Genomic DNA, 19,364 nt, shown 5'->3' with positions numbered 1-19,364 from the left:
AATGACGGGGTGCTCCTCACCCTGACCTCGACGGCTCCGGATGCGACCGACCTGGGGTTCCTGCTGCACAAGCATCCCGACCGCGCGCAGACGTTCGACCTGTCCGTCGGGCAGGCGCACGTCTTCTACCCGGAGGCGTCGCCGCAGCGGTGCACGGTCGCGCTGCTGGTGGAGGTCGACCCGATCGACCTCGTGCGCGGACGTCGGTCGGGCGAGGCGCTGACCGACTACGTGAACGACCGCCCCTACGCGGCCAGCTCGCTGCTCGCGGTGGCGCTCGGGCGGGTGTTCCGCACGGCGATGACGGGGACCTGCGTCAACCGGCCGGACCTGGAGGGCGTCACGATGCCGCTCGAGGTCCGCGTCCCGGCGATGCCGGAACCGTCCATGGTGGCGCGGCTGTTCGGGCCGCTCGGGTGGTCGGTCGACGTCGACGTCCCGGCCCTCGACCCGGAGGTGCCGTCGTGGGGGCCGGCACCCTACGGCGACGTCCGGCTGACCGGGTCCCTCACGGTCGCGGAGGCGTTGCGGCACCTGTACGTCCTGCTGCCCGCGCTCGACGGCGGCAAGCACTACTTCGTGGGTCCCGACGAGGTCGACAAGCTGGTCCGGGCGGCCGGGGACTGGCTCGGTGGGCATCCCGAGCGGGACTGGATCCTGCGTCGGACGCTGGCGCACCGGCGGGAGTACGTCGCCGACGCGGTCGAACGGCTCACCGTGCTCGACGGGCTGACGGTCGAGGAGACCGCCGACCCGGACCCGGAGGCTGCGAAGGACGAGGCAGTCGCGCGGCCGCTCGCGGTGGATCGTCGCGACGCGGTGCTCGATGCCCTACGGACCAGCGGAGCGCGCTCGGTCGTCGATCTCGGCTGCGGAGAGGGTGCGCTCGTGCGGGCGCTGCTCGCCGACCCGACGTTCACGCGCGTGGTCGGTGTGGACGTCTCGGTGCGGGAGCTCAAGAAGGCCGCCGCGGGGCTCGACCGGATGCCTGACTCGGTGCGCGCCCGGCTGAGCCTCTTCCAGTCGTCGGCCACCTACCGTGACGAGCGCCTCGCCGGGGCCGACGCGGTGGTGCTGATGGAGGTGATCGAGCACGTCGACCTGGACAGGCTGCCCGCGCTCGAGCGGTCGGTGTTCGGTGAGGCCAGGCCGCGGACCGTCGTCGTGACCACGCCGAACGCGGAGCACAACGTGCGCTATCCGCACCTGCACGCCGGGGGCCTGCGGCACACCGACCACCGGTTCGAGTGGACCCGTGCGGAGCTGGCCGACTGGGCGGCTCGTGTGCAGGCGGCGTACGGCTACACGTTCCGGGTGGCCGCGATCGGTCCGGTCGACGACGAGGTCGGACCGCCGACGCAGCTGGTCGTGTTCACGGCGCGTGATGCCGCATGAGCACCCTGGAGATCCCCGAGCTGTCACTGGTCGCCCTCGTCGGGGCGTCCGGGTCGGGAAAGTCGACGTTCGCGCGCGAACGGTTCGGCGCGTACGAGGTCGTGTCGAGCGACGTCTGCCGCGGCATGGTCTCCGACGACGAGACCGACCAGGACGCCACGGCCGACGCGTTCGACGTGCTCGGTGCCATCGTCGGGAAGCGGCTGGCCCGCGGGCGGCTGACGGTGGTGGACGCGACGAACGCCCAGCGCGACTCCCGCAAGCACGTGATCGACCTTGCCCGCGCGAGCGACGTCCTACCGGTCGCGATCGTGCTCGACCTGCCCGAGGCCGTGTGCCTGGAGCGCAACACCGGCCGCGGAGAGCGGGGGGTTCCGGCGCGGGTGGTCAAGCGGCAGGCCGACCTGGTGCACCGGGCCGTGCGCGGTCTGCAGCGCGAGGGCTTCCGCCACGTGCACGTGCTGCGCACGCCGGAGGAGGTCGAGGCGGCGGTGATCAGCCGCGTCCCGCTGCGCAGCGACCTGCGCTCGATGACGGGTCCGTTCGACGTGGTCGGCGACGTGCACGGCTGCCGGTCGGAGCTGGAGTCGCTGCTGGGCCTGCTGGGCTACGCGGTGCTCCGCGATCCCGAGGGGAGGCCGGTCGACGCCGTGCACCCGGACGGGCGGACCGTCGTGTTCCTCGGCGACCTCGTGGACCGCGGACCTGACTCGCCGGGCGTGCTGCGCCTGGCGATGGGGATGCACGCCGCCGGGCACGCGCTCGTCGTCCCGGGCAACCACGAGAACAAGCTCGTGCGCGCCCTCGACGGTCGCGCGGTGACGGTCAGCCACGGGCTCGAGACGACGCTGGCGCAGCTCTCCGCCCAGGACCCGTCGTTCAGCATCGCGGTCCGTGAGTGGCTCGACGGCCTCGTCAGCCATCTCGTGCTCGACGAGGGCCGCCTCGTCGTCGCGCACGCCGGCCTGAAGGAGGCGTACCACGGGCGCACGTCGGGACGCGTGCGCAGCTTCGCGCTGTACGGCGACACCACGGGCGAGACCGACGAGTACGGGCTGCCGGTCCGGCTGCCGTGGGCCGACGACTACCGCGGCTCGGCGATGGTCCTCTACGGGCACACGCCGACCCCGGTGCCGCAGTGGACGAACAAGACGATGTGTCTGGACACGGGTTGCGTGTTCGGGGGGCACCTCACGGCGCTGCGCTACCCGTCCAAGGAGCTCGTTCAGGTCCCGGCCGAGCAGGTCTGGTACGAGCCGGCCAAGCCGTTCCAGGCCGCCCCGACCCGTCCGGACGACGTCCTCGACATCCAGGACGTCCAGGGGAGGCGTTCCGTCGAGACGAAGCACCACGGGCGCATCACGATCGACGAGCAGAACGCCGCCGCCGCGCTCGAGGTGATGAGCCGGTTCGCGCAGCACCCGCGCTGGGTGCCCTACCTCCCGCCGACCATGGCGCCGGTGGCGACCTCGCCGCTGCCCGGGATCCTCGAGCACCCGGCGGAAGCGTTCTCGGCGTTCCTCGCGTCCGGGGCCTCGCACGTGATCTGCGAGGAGAAGCACATGGGCTCCCGGGCGTCGGTGCTCGTGTGTCGCGACGACGACACGGCTGCCCGACGGTTCGGGGCGCCGCCCGGGGAGACGGGGTCCTTGTGGACGCGGACGGGGCGCGCGTTCTTCGACCGTCCGCTCACCGAGGTCTTTCTCGAGCGCCTGCGCCACGCCGTGACCGCCGCGGGCCTCTGGGACGAGCTGGGCACCGACTGGTTGGTCCTGGACGGCGAGCTGCTGCCCTGGTCGCTGAAGGCGGGTCCGCTGCTGCGCGAGCAGTACGCGGCGACGGGCGCGGCCGCGGGCGCGATGCTTCCGGTGGCCGTCGACGCGCTCGCGCGGGCGGCCGCGCGCGGTCTGGACGTCGGCCCTCTCGACGAGCGGACGCGGGCTCGTCGCGACGACGCCGACCTGTACCGAGCGGCCTACCGTCGCTACGTCTGGCCGACGGACGGGCTCGACGGCGTCCAGCTCGCCCCTTTCCAGGTCCTGGCGAGCGAAGGTTCCACGTGGAACGAACGCGATCACGGGTGGCACCTCTCCGTGGCAGACCGGCTCGTGGCCGCAGAACCGAGCCTCCTGCGCACGACCCGACGGCTGGAGGTGGACGCCGCGGATCCAGCGGAGGGCGTCGCCTGGTGGGAGGAGCTGACGGCTGCGGGCGGCGAGGGGATGGTCGTGAAGCCGTTCGCCAACCTGGTGCACGGGCGCCGCGGGCTGGTGCAGCCCGGCCTGAAGGTGCGCGGTCGGGAGTACCTGCGGATCATCTACGGCCCCGACTACACGCGTCACCTCGACCGGCTCAAGGTGCGCTCGCTCGGCCGAAAGCGAGGGCTGGCGCTGCGCGAGTACGCGCTGGGCCTGGAGGCGCTCGACCGCCTCGCCACGGGGGAGCCGCTGTGGCGCGTGCACGAACCGGTCTTCGCGGTGCTCGCGCTGGAGAGCGAACCTGTGGACCCGCGACTGTGAGAGCGTCGTACCCGTGAGCGACGACGACACGAGGTCCCAGTACGAGCGCATGGTCGCCGGCGACTGGTACGAGGCGACCCCTGACCTGGTCACCATGACGAACGAGGCCCAGGAACGCGCCCACCGGTACGCGGACGCGTTCCGCGTCGACCCCGACGCCGCCCAGGTGGAGCTCCGGTCGCTGCTGGGAACCCTCGGCCACGACACGACCATCCGCCCGCCGCTGTACGTCGACTACGGCGTGCACCTCCACATCGGAGCGCGCACGTTCGTGAACTTCGGTCTGGTGGCGCTCGACGTGGCCCCGATTCGCATCGGCGACGACGTGCTGCTGGGCCCGAACGTCCAGCTGCTCACGCCGGTGCACCCGATCGATCCCGAGGCGCGCAGCGCCAAGCTCGAGAGTGCCAAGCCGATCACGATCGGCAACAACGTCTGGCTCGGCGGCGGCGTGATCGTCTGCCCCGGAGTGACCATCGGTGACAACACGGTCGTCGGTGCGGGCTCCGTGGTGACCAAGGACCTGCCGGCGGACGTCGTCGCCGTGGGCAACCCCGCACGGGTGGTCAAGGACGTCTAGCGTCGTCCCCATGAGTCGAGTGGTGGTCACGGGCGGCAGCGGCAAGCTCGGGCGAGCGGTGGTCACGCACCTCGCCGAACACGGGTACGACGTGGTCAACGTCGACACCGCACCGCCGCCCCCCGGTCAGCCCGCACGGTTCACGCGCGTCGACCTGACTGACCTCGGTCAGGTGACCGAGGCGCTGACCGGGATCGACGACCGGTACGACGGGGTCGACGCGGTCGTGCACCTCGCGGCGATCCCCGCGCCGGGCCTGCGGCCGAGCGGCGCGACGTTCGCGAACAACGTGCTGAGCACGCACCACGTGTTCAGCGCAGCGAGAAGGGCGGGCATCCGCAACGTGGTCTGGGCGTCGAGCGAGACGGTCCTCGGCCTGCCCTTCGAGACGCCCCCGCCGTACGCGCCCGTCGACGAGGAGTACACGGTCCGCCCGGAGAGCACCTACTCGCTGGGCAAGGCGGTCGAGGAGGAGATGGCCCGGCACTTCGCGCGCTGGGACCCGACCGCCAAGCTGATCGGCCTCCGCTTCTCCAACGTGATGGAGGTCGAGGACTACGCCGAGTTCCCGTCGTTCGAGCAGGACCCGCGGCGGCGGATCTGGAACCTCTGGGGCTACATCGACGCGCGCGACGGCGCCCTCGCGGTCCAGAGGGCGCTGGAGAGCGACCTCACCGGTGCCGAGGCGTTCATCGTCGCGTCCCCGGACACCGTCATGACGACGCCGTCGGCGGACCTGCTGGCGCGCTACTTCCCCGACGTCCCGCTCACACGGCCGGTCAGCGGCACGGAGACGCTCCTGTCGATCGACAAGGCGCGCAGCCTGCTGGGCTTCGACCCGAGCCACACCTGGCGCAACCACGCCGGCTAGGGGCGCTCGGCCAGGACGTTGTCGACGTCGGGCCGTGAACGCCCCGTTCGGGCTTCCGCGGATGGAGGTCCGGACGCTTAGCACATGCGACGCAGGCATGTCCCATTTAGCGCGATATGTCACCCGAAAGTGGCGCACGACCCCTATGTCGCATCTGGGCCGCCGCAAGCGGGTAACGTCTGCCGCGACGTGCATTTCTCTTCGCGATACGCGAGCCCAAAATGAAAGGGAATGTTTCATGCGACGCATTAAACGGCTCACCGTCCTCATTGCGGCAATCATGGCAGCCGCTCTGTTCTCGGTCGGAGCTCCGACCGCTGCCCAGGCGGAGGCCGCGGGGAACTACCAGTACGAGTGCATCTCGTCTGCCGGCGCGCACTACTTCCTGAAGCCGGGCGACGCGCTGAGCACGTGCAAGGGCTCCGCCCTGCGCACGTACATCAATGGCACGCTGATCCACGTCACCCAGCTCACCGGCTACGGCACGGTCGCGAAGGTGCCGAAGTACAGCTCCCTCCAGTGCTATTACGGCCTTGTCAAGGGGATGGCTGTGGTCTTCACCTGGGAGTGGAAGCTCTTGAGCATCGCTGCCTCGGGCGGCAAAGTGTCGTCCGCGCTGGACAAATGCATCGCCTAAACGGCTGTTCTACCTCGCGACGGGTTCGTCGTCCCTGATCTGACAGACGCGATCCCGGCGAGACGTCGCGGTGTGTCGTCCGCCCACGAGCCCGTGGGGACGGCCCGCCCCCGTACCCGGTGCACCGAGAGCGGTGCACCGGGTACGCGACGACCATCGCGGATCCGTAGGCGAACCGGGTCGCAGTGGCCTCCCTGCCGGTCCGCCGCGTCGCGTCCCGGGTCGCGCTCCGGCTGGTCAGGCGCCCAATTCACCCACGGCGGCGTATTCGGACACGCTCGTCCGGACCCATAGTTCTCGTGCGGCCGCACGGGTCGTGCACCCTCCACCAACGACGCGGGCCTGCTCCCGCGCGTGGTCCGACGGGAGCCAGCCCATGAGCGCCACACCGTTCGCGTTCCTCATCCACCCGCGCGTCAGGATCGCCGAGGATCTCGGGCTGGTCTGGGGTCCGCTCCGCCACCTTCCCGAACCGCTCGCGGACGCCGCGGTGCGCAAGCTCCCCTTGAAGCCGTTCTCGATGTCCCGGGTCGTGCTGGGCGATCGGGTGGCCGGCGACGTGGTCTTCGTGCCGTACGGCGCGCGCCACCTGCTGAGCGAACCGGGCGAGGGCAAGGCCCGCGTCACGCGGTGCGTCGACTACGCGGCGTCGATCGGCGCCGGTGTGGTGGGCCTCGGCGCACTGACCGCGACCGTGACCGCCGGAGGCGTGTCGTTGCGCGGTCGGACCGACGTCGGCGTCACGAACGGCAACGCGTACACCGCGGCGATCGTCGAGGACCAGCTCATGGCGATGCTGGGCGATCGGCGCCGGGTCGCGGTCGTCGGCGCCACCGGCAGCGTCGGCACCACCCTGGTCCGGCTGCTCGCCCGTGAAGCGTCGGTGGACTCGCTGACGCTCGTCGCGCGCGGTGCACCGAAGCTCGCCGCGTTGCAGCGGGAGGTCGGGGGCCGGGTGCCGACGACGATCTCGACGGACATCGGCGACGTCCGCGAGGCCGACGCCGTGGTGCTCCTGACCGCGTCGAGCGACGCCCTGCTCGGCCCGGAGCATCTCGCTCCCGGGGCGCTCGTGCTCGACGCCACCCAGCCGCGCAACACCGACCCGGACCTCGTGACGCGACGCCCGGACGTCACGGTGGTCGACGGCGGCGTCGTCGAGATCCCGACGATGCGGCTGCGCGGCTCCGCGATCGGGCTGCCTCCTCGTCGCGGCTACGCGTGCTTCGCCGAGACCTTCCTGCTCGGGCTTGCCGGCCACCGTGGCCACTTCTCGATCGGCGTCCCGACGCTCGACCAGGTGGACCACGTGCGCGAGCTCGCACGACGGTTCGCGCACCTCGGCTTCGCAGCAGCCCCTCCGACGAGCTTCGGACGCCCGCTCGCGGAGCTGTCGGTGGTCGTCTCATGAGGCGCGTCGTGCTGCTCGGCGGAGGCTACGTCTCCCTGCACGCGTACGGGGCGATCGCGCGGCGGCTACGCGGTGAGCTGCGTCGGGGCGAGGTCGAGATCGTGGTGATCAGTGCCGACACCGTGCACAACTTCCACGGGTTCACGGGCGAGGTCGTCGCCGGTCTGCTGCCCATCGACCTGGCCCAGACGCCGCTCGCCGAGGCGATGCCGAGGGCGCGGGTCGTCCACGCGCGGGTGACCGACGTGTCGCTCGACGACCGTCGCGTGACCTACGGGGACGGGTCGGTCCTCACCTACGACGCGCTCGTCGTCGGCACGGGAGCCCGGGAACCCGTCGACGGCCTCGGGGATGCGTCGACCCTGCGCTCGCCCGGCGACCTCCGGGCCCTCGTCGGGAGTGGTTCCGAGGGTCCGGTCGTCGTCATCGGCGGTGGCCTCGCGGGCGTCGAGCTCGCGGCTGCGTTCGTGCGGCGCGGGGCACCTGTGACGCTCGTGCACTCCGGCGACCGGGTGGTTCCGGCGCTGCGCGCGGGCCAGCCGAGGCTCGCGGACCGCTGCGAGCGTGAGCTCGACCGGCTCGGCGTGGTGGTCCGCACCGGTGTCCGAGCGGTCGACGTCTCCGCGGACGGCGTCCTCCTCTCGGACGGAGCACGGCTCGACGCCCGCGTCGTCCTCGCCACCACCGGTCAGCGAGCGGTCCCGTTGCCGGGTCTCGACGACCTGCCGCGCGACGAGGTCGGGCGGCTGATCACCGCGCCGGACCTGCAGGTCTCACCGGACGTGTGGTCGGCCGGCGACGCGGCGCGGGTGCTGCACCCACGGTCGGGAGAGCCCGTCACCGCGAACGCGCTGTGGGCGATCAAGGCGGGCGACCAGATCGGGAGGAACGTGGTCCGCGCCCTGCGTGGACGGTCGGGCGGTCGTTTCCGCTACCTCGGGCTCGGGCAGGCGGCGTCGTTCGGCGTCGGCCACGGGATCGCCGACCTCTACGGGCTGCCGATCACCGGGTGGGCGGCGTGGCTGATGCGGATCGGGTTCTTCGTCCGGTTCATGCCGTCGAGGTCCCGGGCCGTGCGCGTCCCGGGTGCGCTCGTGTCGAGCGCCCGGCTCCGTGCCCCGCAGAAGGTGTCGGCTACCGTTCCTGGGTGAGCAGACGATGACGGTTCGACACGCCCTGGCCCGGGGATTCTGGCGCGTGAGCCGGTGGACCCTGAAGACCGAACGGGTTCCGACGGACGGCGCGGGCCTGCTCATCGGTGCGCCGCACACGTCCAACTGGGACTTCGTCCTGATGCTCGCGATCGCCGGTGAGGGCGGGATGCGCTTCCGCTGGCTCGGCAAGAACAGCCTCTTCCGCGGCGTCGCCGGGCCGGTCATGCGAGGCCTGGGCGGCATCCCCGTCGACCGAGCCAACCCCGCCGGTCTCGTCGACGAGCTCATCGCGCGGATCAAGGACGGCGACCGGTTCTACCTCGTCGTGACGCCCGAGGGAACCCGCAGCGGTGACGGCTGGAAGTCGGGGTTCTACCGGATCGCGCGCGCCACCGGCCTGCCGGTGACGCTCGGCTACGTCGACCGCACGACGATGACCACCGGACTCGGCCCGACGATCGAGCTGACCGGCGACATCCCGGCCGACATGGACGTCATCCGCGCGTTCTACGCCGACAAGTCCGGTCTCAAGCCCTCCCGCCGGACCGAGCCGCGGCTGCGGGAGGAGTCGGTGTGACCACTGGCTGCCTCGTGCCTGTCGGTGCCCTTCGCTAGCGTCGCTCGGGTGGCATCCACCGACGAGTTCGACTGGTCCCTGACCGAGATCCCCACCCCGCGTGCGGCCCTGCGCAGCCAGCTGGAGTTCTCCTGGATGGAGCTCAGGCGGCGGTTGGTCTCCGTGACGCAGGACGAGTTCGTCTGGGAGCCCGTACCGGGCGCACTCTCCGTGCGCCGGCGTTCCGAGTCCGTCGCGGCCCGCACGTTCGGGGTCGGCGACTGGGTGGTCGAGTGGCCCGAGGGGCCGGACTCGCCGGGACCGCGCACGGTCGCGTGGCTCGTGGCGCACCTGACCGAGGTCCTGACCGAACGGTACGACTGGACCTTCGGCGGGCACCGTCTGAGGCGACCGGACCTCAGCTACTCCGGCGAGGTCGGCCCGGCGGTCACGGCGTTGACGCGTGTCGCGGACGCGTGGCGGTCGGGGATCGCGGAGCTGCCGGACGCCGAGATCTTCACCGTCGGGCTGAGCCAGGCCACGAGCATCGACGCGGCCGCACCCTTCGCGCAGCTCGTCCTGCACGTCAACCGCGAGATCATCCACCACGGCTCGGAGATCTTCACGCTCACGGACCTGCACCGAGCGGGTTTCCGTGGCTGACTCCGACATCGTGCTGACCGGCTGAGGATCGGAGGTTCGTCGCATGGCTGGGAACCTGGTGGCACGTGCCGTCGTCGAGGTGCCGGCCTCGGCCGACGAGGTGTGGTCGGTGCTGGTGGACCCGTCCGCGCGGTGGATGGTCGGATCGCGTGTGAGCAGCACGTACGTCGTCGGCGACCCGATCACGTTCGACGGCGAGTGGGAGGGCACACCGTTCCAGGACCACGGCGAGATCGTCGAGGTCGACCGCCCGCGACTCCTGCGCTACACCCACTACTCGCCGCTGTCCGGACAGCCCGACGTGCCGGAGAGCTACCACCACCTGACGTTCATGCTCGAGGAGTCCGACGGGTCGACCACGGTCACCCTGGAGCAGGACGGCAACGGTTCGACCGACGAGGTCGAGCACGCCGAGGGGCTCTGGCGGCAGGTGCTCGACGCGCTGGCCGCCTCGGTTGCTCCGGATGCGCATCCGTGAGGACGGACGTAGCGTCGAAGACGTTGCCAACCCGAAAGGAGTGTTTCTCATGGGTCTCGACGACAAGATCTCGAACACCGCACAGGACGCCAAGGGCAAGGTCAAGGAGGCCACCGGCAAGGTGACCGACGACGAACGGCTCGAGGCGGAGGGCAAGGCCGACCAGGCCGGTGCCGACCTCAAGCAGGCGGGCGAGAAGGTCAAGGACGCGTTCAAGTAGCGCGCCTGTCCACGCACCCCGGCCCCCGTCTCTCGATGACCGAGAGGCGGGGGCCTTGCTTGTGCGGTCTTTGGCGCTCGGCGAGCCCGGCTGGTGGTGACTCCACGACGCTCCGAGCTCGCCTGACGGGTCCGGCACGGCAACCACACAGAAACGCTCATCCCGGGTCCGGCGAAGGTGGTCGATCTGTCCGGATCAGCGTCGGCGCCGCCCCGTTGCGCCGGACACCAACCCGGCTGAAATCGCCACGAAAACACTTACTGAGCGGTCAGTAAGCGGAAAGGCGCCCTCGCGAGGGCGGTTGAGGGCTCGGCGGACACCGGCCCGCGAGCCTGGGCGCAAACGAACACGATCGAACTCCGCGAAACATGGACATCCGCCTACTTTGCGCGCAAACACCCGCCCCGCTCCGCGTTCCGGTTGCGCTATCACGCGGAATCCATGCCCCCGGCGACCACTCGCTGTGGGGCACGTCACAGTCGGACGGCTTCACACGTTAGGGGAGGGCGCTGGACGGCCGGCTGGCGAGGTCTTGCCAAGCGCGGGCGCGTTTTGGCTGGTCAGCCCGCATGGCTACGCCAGCCGGGCGGCTCGAGCTGCGTGGGAACGAGGGTGCCGAGGTGTTCACTCTCACAGGGCATGGATCCGCCACTTGAGATGGTCGACCGTCCGGATTGCACCGGGTGAGACCGAAACGCGCCCTCCAGGTGCCGTCTGATACCGCCATCCGGGTGAAAAGGGGTCGTGTCCGAAGTTGAGCGGGTCCGATCACTTCCGTCCCGGACACCTGTCGTCTAATGTCGGACTTGTCAGCGAAACGGCAAACCCTCTGCAAGGAGGGGACGCAAAGCCACGGGACCTACACGGTCAGCCGGGCTACCGAACAGTCAGGACTGCAACATGGACCAGCGTGGGTACTCAGTTGACCCGTCCGAGGCATCGATCCCCGTCACCAACGTCTTCCCCGTCACCCGCCTCCAGGCGTGGGCAGGACTCGCGGCGCGTGGCAAGGCGATCGAGCTGATCCCAGCGCAGCGCGATCACGCCGCTGCCTGAGCGCCTTCCCGCTCGCAGTCGTCAAGACCCCCGGTCACCGTTGACCGGGGGTCTTGTCGCGTCCGGAGCAAACATCGGATGACCCTTTGGGGGGGACCTGTACAGATTGAGTGCTTTGTGGTTTAGCCTCAGCGCAGTGGGTCGGCCGTTCAGAGCAGGCCCAGGTGAAGAGAGGGTCGCATGAGCAACTTTTCACAGTGGTTCTGGCTGCTGATCTGGTGGTTCCTGTTCGTCGTCTACCTGATGATCCTGTTCCAGATCATCGGTGACCTCTTCCGCGACCACGCCCTCAGCGGGTGGTGGAAGGCGGTCTGGATCATCGGCCTGATCTTCATCCCGTTCCTCGTCGCGCTGATCTACATCATCGCCCGGGGCAATGGGATGGCGGAGCGCCAGCTGAAGGCGGTCCAGGCGGCGCAGGCCAACACGGACTCGTACATCAGGACAGTCGCAGGGTCCGGGAAGTCTCCGGCAGACCACATCACCGAAGCCAAGGCGCTTCTCGACTCGGGCACGATCTCGCAGGCCGAGTTCGAGGCGCTGAAGGCCAAGGCCCTCGCCTGACCCTCAGCAGTAGAGCAGTGACCTCCGGGCCGGTACGCACATCGCGTACCGGCCCGGACGTCTGTCCGGAGGCAGTCTGTCCGGAGGCGGTCTGTCCGGAAGCGGTCTGTCCGGAAGCGGTCTGGTCCGGGAGCCACGGACGATTCCGGTCGCGGTAGCGGTGACGACGCCCGGCCGGTGGGCTCAGAGCTCGCCGCGCTTCTGCAGGTACTGCATGGCCACCCAGCCGATCGGGATGCGCAGCCAGTACGTCACGACGCGGAAGACGATCGCGATCGAGGTGGCGACACCGGCGTTGATGCCCGTCACGCTGGCAAGGTACGCGGCAAGAGCGAACTCGATGGTGCCCACCCCGCCGGGCGTCGGGACGAGTGCTCCGGTCGTGTTCCCCAGGAGGTAGACCAGCGCGACCTGGATGAGCGTCGCGTGCTGCCCGAAGGCCTCCATCGAGGCGTAGAACGCGAAGATGAACCCGAGCGTCATGAGCAGGTTGCCGGCGAGGGCAAGGATCAGGCGCCACGGCTGGCCCACCACCTCGATGAGCCGGGGCCAGGTCTGGCGCAGCGTGGGCAGGGTCTTGGCGAGCACCCACTGGCGGACGCGCGGGATCAGCAGGGACGCCGCGACGAGTGCGGCGACGATGCCGACGACGATGAGCACGGCCGGCGAGATCGGGAGCGGCGACTCGTTGTTGCCCGACGCGAGCGTGAGGACGACCACCAGCCCGAGGGTCACGATCAGCTGGCTGACCTGCACGAGTGCGACCGTCGCGGCGGACAGGGTGGCCGAGACGCCGCGCTTGGTGAGCATCCGCAGGTTGAGCGCAGCGGGACCGAGGCCTGCCGGCGCCGCGAGCGCGACGAAGGCGGCGGCGGTCTGCACCAGGATGGTCCGCCAGAGCTGGAGCTTGACCGGCGAGAACGCCACGAACGCCAGCGCGGCACCCACGAGCGTGAGCATGCCCAGGGCGAAGGCCAGCGCGGTCCAGCGCCAGTCGCTCTTGGACAGGGCGTGCGAGATCTCGTCGATGTTGATGGTCGTGATGACGAACAGCAGCGCGACGATGGGCACGACGACGGTCAGCACCGAGCGGGCGCCGAACCGGATCAGCTGCTGGGGCTCGACGTCAGCCTCGGGCAGCCGCGCGACGAGCGCCGACCGCAGCTCGGTCAGCACCTCCTTGTGGGCGCGCATCTCGTCGCGGGTCAGGCGCGGCAGCGAGATCGTCTGCAGGAGTGGTCCGATGGCGCCGATGTCCTGGTCAGGGAGCACGTCCGCCGCTGAGCCGACCGCCCGCGCCGCCCCGACCCGCAGCGCCAGGAGCGCGACGAGCTGGGTGACGTCCATGCGCCGTGCCAGCTCCGAGGACGCGACGTCCCCCAGCTCCCAGCTGGTGATCCACACGACCGGTCGGCCGACGACGTCCTCGACGAGGATGACGTCGCTGGTCAGCGCGCGGTGCGCGATCCCTGCCTCGTGCGCGAGGCGCAGCTGGGCCCAGATCTCCGCCAGCAGGTCGTCGGTGAACCTTTCCGGCTCCAACGACCCCAGCGGCACGGCACGCCCGGGCTGCTCCTGGACCAGCAGCATCGAGTCCTCAGCCTCGGCCAGGCTCAACAGCTTGGGGGTGCGCACCCCGGCGGCACGAGCGGCGTAGGCGAGGAGCGCCGCACGCTCCGCCGCCTGTCGCAGCGAGACCACCGAGCGGCCCTCGATGCCCCGCATCCGCAGCGTCCGCCACAGTCGGGTGAGCATGCCGACCACCTGGCGGTCGCCGTCGATGACCACGAGGTCGAGGTCGTCGCCCGAGTCCGTGGTGAGGGCGTACACGCGGTCGCGGGTGGAGCGGGTCAGGGCGCGTGCAGCGGGATCGGTGCCGAGGTCCGGGACCGGCACCTTGGAGTCGGCAGCCTCGGCGTCGGTGGTCGGATCGGCGACGCGCACGATGCGGGCCGGTTCGAACCCCGCACGCCGGACGCCCGAGACCAGGCTCTCGCCGTAGGCCCGCTCGGACTGGACCCCCGACAGGTACCGCACACCCAGACCGGCCACGCGCCCGAGGAAGAACGAGACCAGGAGGCCGGGCAGCGAGACGCCCGCGGTGATCAGCAGCACGCCCGTCGCGACCCACAGCAGGTTCCACGACCACTTCACGGTCCGCCGACGAGAGCGGGGACCGACGACGGTCAGCAGCCCGACGAGCATCGCGACGTAGCCGGGGAGCGTCACGACCCACTCGCCGGCCTCGCGGATCGACAGACCGACCGCGAGCGCGTCGGTGGCCAGGTGCTCCACGCCGTAGCGCACGATCTCGTTGAGCAGCACGGCGACGAGCGCTGCGAGCAGACCTTCGAGCAGCTGCCGCCCGAGCCGTCGGAACGCGAGCTCCGTGATCACGGCCAGCGGCACGACCAGGGTCACGAAGCCCTCGAGCACCTGCACCGGCACGAACAGGATCTGGGACAGCAGGGTCGCGAACCCCTGGACGTCCTCGGCCACACCGGTCGTGGTGTTGTGCGCGTAGGTGGCCATCGCCATGACCAGCACGACGGCCAGCGCGGACAGGATCATGCCGAGCAGGTCGCTCGGGTGGTGCACGCGCGCGCTCGGGATGTCGACGATCTCGATCCGGCTGGCCGGGCGTTCGTCCGCCACCAGACCGTCGACCGTCTCGTCGGCGAGGACCGCCGGCGCGTCGTCGGCACCCGCGACGGAGCCCGCGGCGCCCGCGACGGACTCCGCGACGGCGGGGTCCTTGGCCGCCGCGCGACGTGCGGACGGCGTCGCGGACATAGGGGCGAGTCTAGGCAGCCGGGCCTCGATCGCCCGGCCGTTGCGGCCCGAGTCCGGGCGTGGTGCGGCACACACGGCGGCGGGCGCTCGGACCTGCGATCGCGCCGGGCCCGGATGCGAGATTTGTCGGGAACGTTCCACTAGCGTGGCGGACGAGCCGGCGCGAGGGCGTCGTCGCTCCGACTGGAGGCCACGATGTCCGACATGTCCGCCGCCGAAACTGCCGCCGTCGTCCAGCGGATCTGGTGGGTACCCGTGACCCGCGGCGTGTTCCTGCTCATCCTCGGCGGGATCATGCTCGCCAACCCGTTGTGGTCCGTCACCGCCGTCATCTGGATCTTCGGGATCTTCGCCATCCTCGACGGCCTCATCGCGCTGTTCGAGGCGTTCACGAACCGCAAGGAGGCAGGCGCGGGCTGGTGGTTCCTGACCGGGTTCATCAGTCTGGCGTTCGGACTCGTGGCCGTGTTCCGGACCAGCGGGACGGCGACCTTCATCTTCTGGCTGATCGCCATCTGGGTCCTGCTGGTCGGCATCCTGCAGATCATCGGTGCGGTGGTCCGCTACCGGGCCAAGGACGCCGTGTGGATGTGGCTGCTGACGTCGGGTCTGGTCTCGTTCCTCATCGGTCTGCTGCTCATCACGCACCCGCAGACGTCGGTCAAGGTCGTCGTGGTGATCCTCGGTCTGTTCGCGTTCGTCGCGGGTGTGCTGCTGGTGGTCGGCGGTTTCGCTGCGAAGAGCGCCGCCAAGGATCTCGCGGCGTCCGCGAAGATCATCGAGGCGTAGCTCGGGCCGGCCCGCGCGTCACGAGATCACGAACCGGCGTGGGCGCGCGCCCAGACCTGCTCGAACACGGACGCTTCGACGACCTCGACCACGAACTGCCGATCGCTGGCGATCTCCTCGAGCGTCGGCAACGGCACCTGGCTCAACCGTGTACTACCTGACTCGCGCTCACCATCGGCCCACACCAGGCGCCCATCGGCGAACTCGTCGACCTTCCGCACCTCGCAACCATCGACGACCTGCGCCCACAGCACGACGGGATCCTCGTCGACGTCGTGCAACCACCGCACACGCTGGAAGTACCCGCTGGTCACCGGACAACCCTCCCCACGAGGCCTCGCAACGACGGGAGACACGGGCTAGCTGAAGTGCAGGGCCGCCAGCCAGGCGGCGGGGATCAACGAGTAGCCGACGAACACGACCATGTCCATGATCGTGTGCGCCACGACCAGCGGCATGACCCGTCGGCTGCGGGTGTAGTAGAACGCGAACAGCACACCCATGATCGCGTTGCCGACGAAGCCGCCCCAGCCCTGGTAGAGGTGGTACGAGCCGCGCAGCAGGGCGCTCGCGGCGATGATCATCGGGACCTTCCAGCGCAGCTCGCGCAGCCGCTCCATGAGGTAGCCCACCACGATGACCTCCTCCAGCAGCGCGTTCTGGAGCGCCGCGAAGAGCAGGACCGGGACGGTCCACCAGTGGTCGCTCAGACCGGAGGCCTGGACGTCGACCGCGAGCCCCAACGCCCGCGCGCCGACGTACAGGCCGAGGCCCGGGATGCCGATGCAGGCGGCGAGCGCGACGCCGACGCCCAGGTCGCGCAGCGGCCGCGTGAAGGTCAGCCCGATGCGACGGACCGCGGAGCGACCGTTGGCCGACAGCAGGTACAGCGCGAGGAAGACCGGGATGAGCGCGAAGCCGATCTGCAGCAGCTGGTAGGTCAGGTCGAGCCACGGGCGCGCCGAGCGGCTGGGGTTGAGCGTCGTCGACTGCGAGCCGAGCGGTGGCCCGGCGGTGAGCCGGTCGATGATGTTGACCACCGCGTACAGCCCGGACCGGCCCAGCGACAGCCCGAGGACGATCCAGATCTCGGTGGTGAGGCGCCGGCGGTAGGCCTTGTCGCTGACCGGCGGCGGGGCGACGAGCGTGCCGGGGGCGTCGCGAAATGCGGCCCGGTCGTCCTCGGGCGGCAGCCCCACGGGCGGCGTCGACGGCGCTGTCATGGTGGAAGGGTAGGGCCGATCCCTGGGCGTGCGCTGGACGCCCGCTGAACGGTGGCGCTCAACGGAACGAGCGCAGCCGCAGGGAGTTGCCGACCACGAGCACCGACGAGAACGCCATGGCCGCGCCGGCGATCATCGGGTTCAGCAGTCCCGCCGCCGCCAGCGGGATCGCCGCGACGTTGTAGCCGAACGCCCAGAACAGGTTCTGCTTGATCACGCGCAGGGTCCGTCGGGACAGCCGGATAGCGTCACCGGCCGCGCGCAGGTCTCCGCGCACCAGCGTCACGTCCGCGGCCTCGATCGCCACGTCCGTGCCGGTGCCCATCGCCAGTCCGAGGTCGGCGGTGGCCAGGGCGGCGGCGTCGTTGACGCCGTCGCCGACCATCGCGACGCGAGTGCCGTCGCGCTGGAGACGCGTGACGACCTCGACCTTGTCCGCGGGGAGGACCTCGGCAAAGACGTCGTCCTCCGGGATGCCGACCACACGGGCGGCCTCGAGCGCGGCGCCGCGGCTGTCTCCCGTGAGCAGGACGGGCCGCAGCCCGAGCGCGCGGAGTTCGTCGATCGCCTGTGCGGACGTCGGCTTGACCGGGTCGCGCAGCACGAGCACGCCGCGCGCGCTGCCGTCCCAGGCGACCATGACCGCGGTCGCTCCGCCGGCCTGCGCGGCCTCGAACGGCTGCAGCCAGTCCTTCGTCTGAACCCCGTGCCGGGAGAGCCACGCCGGCTTGCCGACGAGGACGCGCCGACCCAGCCCGACGCCGGAGTGCGCGACGCGGACCACCCCCGACACCCCGTGCCCCGCCTCGGCATGGAAGTCGTGCACCTGGTCGGAGCCGATGACGACGCCGTCCCCGCCGACGTCGCCCGTCCGGCTCTCCACCGCCCCGGCGATCGCGCGCCCGATCGGGTGCTCGGCCAGCTGCTCGACGGCGGATGCGTAGCGGAGCACGTCGCGGTCGCCGAGCACCTCGACCAGCGCCATCCGCCCCTGGGTGACGGTGCCCGTCTTGTCGAGGACCACGGCGTCGACGCTGCGGGTCTGCTCGAGGACCTCCGGGCCCTTGATGAGGATGCCGAGCTGCGCGCCGCGGCCGGTCCCGACCAGGATCGCTGTCGGGGTGGCGAGCCCGAGCGCGCACGGGCAGGCGATGATCAGCACGGCGACCGCCGCGGTGAACGCGGTCTGCGCCCCCGCCCCGCTCACCAGCCAGAGTCCCGCCGTGGCGACCGCGAGGACGAGGACGACCGGCACGAACACGGCGGAGATGCGGTCGGCCAGCCGCTGGACGGGTGCCTTGCCGGTCTGCGCCGCGGCGACCAGCCGGCCGATCTGCGCGAGCCGGGTCTCCTCACCCACGCGGGTCGCCCGGACCACGAGCGCGCCCGACGTGTTGAGCGTCGCGCCGGTCACCTCGTCGCCGGGGCCCACGTCGACGGGCACGGGTTCGCCGGTGAGCAGGCTGGTGTCGACCGCGGACGTGCCGCTGACGACCACGCCGTCGGTGGCGACCTTCTCGCCGGGGCGCACCCTGAACTCGCTGCCCTGCGTGAGCTGCGCGATCGGGACGCGGCGCTCGACGCCGTCGACCAGCAGCGCGACGTCCTGGGCGCCGAGGTCGAGCAGCGCACGCAGCGCGTCGCCGGCCCGCCGCCGTGAGCGGTGCTCCGCGTACCGGCCGGCCAGCAGGAAGGTGGTGACGACGGCCGCGACCTCGAAGTAGAGCTCGGTGGTGGCGTGGGCGTCGCCCGGCCAGAGCGTGGGCGTCATCGTCATGCCGAGCTCGCCGGCACCGCCGAAGACCAGCGCCCAGAGCGACCACCCGGTCGCCGCGACGATGCCGATCGACACGAGCGTGTCCATCGTCGAGGCCGCGTGCCGTGCCGCGCGTGCGGCAGCCCGGTGGAACGGCCACGCCGCCCAGGTGGCGACGGGCAGGGCGAGCGCCGCGACCACCCACTGCCAGCCGGTGAACTGCCACGCCGGGATCATCGAGAGCAGGAGCACAGGGACGGTCAGGACGGTGGCCACCCGGAGGCGTCGGCGCAGGTCGGTGCCGCGCGCATCCGTCGGCGCGGAGGTGTCCTCGTCGGCGGTCATCTCCTGACCGGCGGCCATCGAGTGCCCCGACAGTGCGTGCTCGTACGCGTCCATGTGGTGGTCGTGGGGCCCGGGAGCGGGGTGCGCGTCGAGGCCGCCGGAGGTGCGCGGGCCCGCCGGTGCTGTCGTCCGGGTGACGGTCGCGTCGTAGCCCGCGGACCGCACGGCGGCGACGAGCGCGTCGGCGTCAGGAGTGCCGGCGTCCTCGTCGGAAAGGTCGATGCGGACGTGCGCCGACTCCAGCGGGAGGTTGACGGTGGCCGCGACCCCGGGCAGGCGGTTGAGCTTCTTCTCGACGCGCGCGACGCAGGACGCGCAGGTCATGCCCTCGATCGCGAGGTCGACGGTGCGCTC

The 19,364-nt window shown here is 71.1% G+C and carries 18 protein-coding genes and 1 riboswitch; of the genes, 14 read left to right on the top strand and 4 right to left on the bottom strand.

Features of this window, described 5'->3' with window-relative positions:
* Positions 1-9: 9 nt before the first annotated feature.
* The 13 genes from I847_RS0109590 (at position 10) to I847_RS0109530 (ending at position 12,104) form a co-directional block, all read left to right on the top strand.
* A complete protein-coding gene (locus tag I847_RS0109590) occupies positions 10-1,395 on the top strand; it encodes a 3' terminal RNA ribose 2'-O-methyltransferase Hen1 (RefSeq protein WP_028049522.1) in 1,386 nt (461 codons plus the stop codon).
* Complete coding sequence (locus tag I847_RS0109585; protein WP_028049521.1) at positions 1,392-3,914, top strand: polynucleotide kinase-phosphatase; 2,523 nt, start codon at positions 1,392-1,394, stop codon at positions 3,912-3,914. Before I847_RS0109590 ends, I847_RS0109585 begins: the two co-directional genes overlap by 4 nt.
* Before the next feature lie 13 nt (positions 3,915-3,927).
* Positions 3,928-4,494: a sugar O-acetyltransferase gene (locus I847_RS0109580; protein WP_028049520.1), complete on the top strand. Its 567-nt coding sequence runs from the start codon at positions 3,928-3,930 to the stop codon at positions 4,492-4,494.
* Positions 4,495-4,504: 10 nt separating this feature from the next.
* Positions 4,505-5,365: an NAD(P)-dependent oxidoreductase gene (locus I847_RS0109575; protein WP_028049519.1), complete on the top strand. Its 861-nt coding sequence runs from the start codon at positions 4,505-4,507 to the stop codon at positions 5,363-5,365.
* Positions 5,366-5,603: 238 nt separating this feature from the next.
* On the top strand, positions 5,604-6,002 hold the full coding sequence (locus I847_RS0109570) for a hypothetical protein (protein WP_028049518.1): 399 nt from the start codon (positions 5,604-5,606) through the stop codon (positions 6,000-6,002).
* A gap of 376 nt (positions 6,003-6,378) precedes the next feature.
* Positions 6,379-7,413: a semialdehyde dehydrogenase gene (locus I847_RS0109565; protein ID WP_028049517.1), complete on the top strand. Its 1,035-nt coding sequence runs from the start codon at positions 6,379-6,381 to the stop codon at positions 7,411-7,413.
* Entirely contained in the window at positions 7,410-8,564 is a 1,155-nt protein-coding gene (locus I847_RS0109560) for an NAD(P)/FAD-dependent oxidoreductase (RefSeq protein ID WP_028049516.1), read from the top strand. The genes I847_RS0109565 and I847_RS0109560 overlap by 4 nt, the downstream gene beginning before the upstream one ends.
* 7 nt (positions 8,565-8,571) lie before the next feature.
* On the top strand, positions 8,572-9,144 hold the full coding sequence (locus tag I847_RS0109555; RefSeq protein ID WP_028049515.1) for a 1-acyl-sn-glycerol-3-phosphate acyltransferase: 573 nt from the start codon (positions 8,572-8,574) through the stop codon (positions 9,142-9,144).
* 48 nt (positions 9,145-9,192) lie between these two features.
* Complete coding sequence (locus I847_RS0109550) at positions 9,193-9,786, top strand: DinB family protein (RefSeq protein WP_028049514.1); 594 nt, start codon at positions 9,193-9,195, stop codon at positions 9,784-9,786.
* 43 nt (positions 9,787-9,829) lie between these two features.
* Positions 9,830-10,264, top strand: a complete 435-nt coding sequence (locus I847_RS0109545) for an SRPBCC domain-containing protein (protein WP_028049513.1) — start codon at positions 9,830-9,832, stop codon at positions 10,262-10,264.
* 49 nt (positions 10,265-10,313) lie between these two features.
* Positions 10,314-10,484 (top strand): CsbD family protein, encoded by a 171-nt coding sequence (locus tag I847_RS22920; RefSeq protein ID WP_034609727.1) that lies wholly within the window; start codon positions 10,314-10,316, stop codon positions 10,482-10,484.
* A gap of 809 nt (positions 10,485-11,293) precedes the next feature.
* Positions 11,294-11,368: riboswitch (cyclic di-GMP riboswitch) on the top strand.
* 16 nt (positions 11,369-11,384) lie between these two features.
* Positions 11,385-11,540, top strand: a complete 156-nt coding sequence (locus tag I847_RS26690; RefSeq protein WP_155856086.1) for a hypothetical protein — start codon at positions 11,385-11,387, stop codon at positions 11,538-11,540.
* A gap of 180 nt (positions 11,541-11,720) precedes the next feature.
* A complete protein-coding gene (locus I847_RS0109530) occupies positions 11,721-12,104 on the top strand; it encodes an SHOCT domain-containing protein (protein ID WP_028049512.1) in 384 nt (127 codons plus the stop codon).
* Positions 12,105-12,287: 183 nt separating this feature from the next.
* Here I847_RS0109530 and I847_RS0109525 read toward each other — a convergent pair whose 3' ends face one another.
* On the bottom strand, positions 12,288-14,897 hold the full coding sequence (locus I847_RS0109525) for a lysylphosphatidylglycerol synthase transmembrane domain-containing protein (RefSeq protein WP_028049511.1): 2,610 nt from the start codon (positions 14,895-14,897) through the stop codon (positions 12,288-12,290).
* 204 nt (positions 14,898-15,101) lie between these two features.
* Between I847_RS0109525 and I847_RS0109520 the strand changes: the two genes are divergently transcribed.
* A complete protein-coding gene (locus tag I847_RS0109520; protein WP_231384160.1) occupies positions 15,102-15,686 on the top strand; it encodes an HdeD family acid-resistance protein in 585 nt (194 codons plus the stop codon).
* Between the two features lie 26 nt (positions 15,687-15,712).
* On the opposite strand, the gene I847_RS0109515 is transcribed toward I847_RS0109520, so the two are convergent.
* From I847_RS0109515 to I847_RS0109505, 3 genes are read right to left on the bottom strand one after another with little or no spacing between them, the layout of a single operon-like run.
* Entirely contained in the window at positions 15,713-16,000 is a 288-nt protein-coding gene (locus I847_RS0109515) for a hypothetical protein (protein WP_028049509.1), read from the bottom strand.
* A 45-nt stretch (positions 16,001-16,045) separates the two neighbouring features.
* The gene (locus tag I847_RS22915) at positions 16,046-16,909 is read right to left on the bottom strand and encodes a CPBP family intramembrane glutamic endopeptidase (RefSeq protein ID WP_081680711.1); all 864 of its coding nucleotides are present in this window, start codon (positions 16,907-16,909) and stop codon (positions 16,046-16,048) included.
* 58 nt (positions 16,910-16,967) lie between these two features.
* Complete coding sequence (locus tag I847_RS0109505; RefSeq protein ID WP_081680757.1) at positions 16,968-19,334, bottom strand: heavy metal translocating P-type ATPase; 2,367 nt, start codon at positions 19,332-19,334, stop codon at positions 16,968-16,970.
* Positions 19,335-19,364: the final 30 nt, after the last annotated feature.

This window comes from Cellulomonas sp. URHD0024 (assembly GCF_000426185.1).
In the GTDB taxonomy this organism is placed as follows: Bacteria; Actinomycetota; Actinomycetes; order Actinomycetales; family Cellulomonadaceae; genus Cellulomonas.
This window is presented reverse-complemented; position numbering and strand designations above follow the sequence as displayed.

What these genes read in the sequence shown, in the direction of transcription:
- I847_RS0109585 (WP_028049521.1), top strand. Translation starts at nt 1,392, where the DNA reads ATGAGCACCCTGGAGATCCCCGAGCTGTCACTGGTCGCCCTCGTCGGG.
- I847_RS0109575 (WP_028049519.1), top strand. Translation starts at nt 4,505, where the DNA reads ATGAGTCGAGTGGTGGTCACGGGCGGCAGCGGCAAGCTCGGGCGAGCG.
- I847_RS0109570 (WP_028049518.1), top strand. Translation starts at nt 5,604, where the DNA reads ATGCGACGCATTAAACGGCTCACCGTCCTCATTGCGGCAATCATGGCA.
- I847_RS0109565 (WP_028049517.1), top strand. Translation starts at nt 6,379, where the DNA reads ATGAGCGCCACACCGTTCGCGTTCCTCATCCACCCGCGCGTCAGGATC.
- I847_RS0109560 (WP_028049516.1), top strand. Translation starts at nt 7,410, where the DNA reads ATGAGGCGCGTCGTGCTGCTCGGCGGAGGCTACGTCTCCCTGCACGCG.
- I847_RS0109555 (WP_028049515.1), top strand. Translation starts at nt 8,572, where the DNA reads ATGACGGTTCGACACGCCCTGGCCCGGGGATTCTGGCGCGTGAGCCGG.
- I847_RS0109545 (WP_028049513.1), top strand. Translation starts at nt 9,830, where the DNA reads ATGGCTGGGAACCTGGTGGCACGTGCCGTCGTCGAGGTGCCGGCCTCG.
- I847_RS22920 (WP_034609727.1), top strand. Translation starts at nt 10,314, where the DNA reads ATGGGTCTCGACGACAAGATCTCGAACACCGCACAGGACGCCAAGGGC.
- I847_RS26690 (WP_155856086.1), top strand. Translation starts at nt 11,385, where the DNA reads ATGGACCAGCGTGGGTACTCAGTTGACCCGTCCGAGGCATCGATCCCC.
- I847_RS0109530 (WP_028049512.1), top strand. Translation starts at nt 11,721, where the DNA reads ATGAGCAACTTTTCACAGTGGTTCTGGCTGCTGATCTGGTGGTTCCTG.
- I847_RS0109525 (WP_028049511.1), bottom strand. Translation starts at nt 14,897, where the DNA reads ATGTCCGCGACGCCGTCCGCACGTCGCGCGGCGGCCAAGGACCCCGCC.
- I847_RS0109520 (WP_231384160.1), top strand. Translation starts at nt 15,102, where the DNA reads ATGTCCGCCGCCGAAACTGCCGCCGTCGTCCAGCGGATCTGGTGGGTA.
- I847_RS22915 (WP_081680711.1), bottom strand. Translation starts at nt 16,909, where the DNA reads ATGACAGCGCCGTCGACGCCGCCCGTGGGGCTGCCGCCCGAGGACGAC.
- I847_RS0109505 (WP_081680757.1), bottom strand. Translation starts at nt 19,334, where the DNA reads ATGACCTGCGCGTCCTGCGTCGCGCGCGTCGAGAAGAAGCTCAACCGC.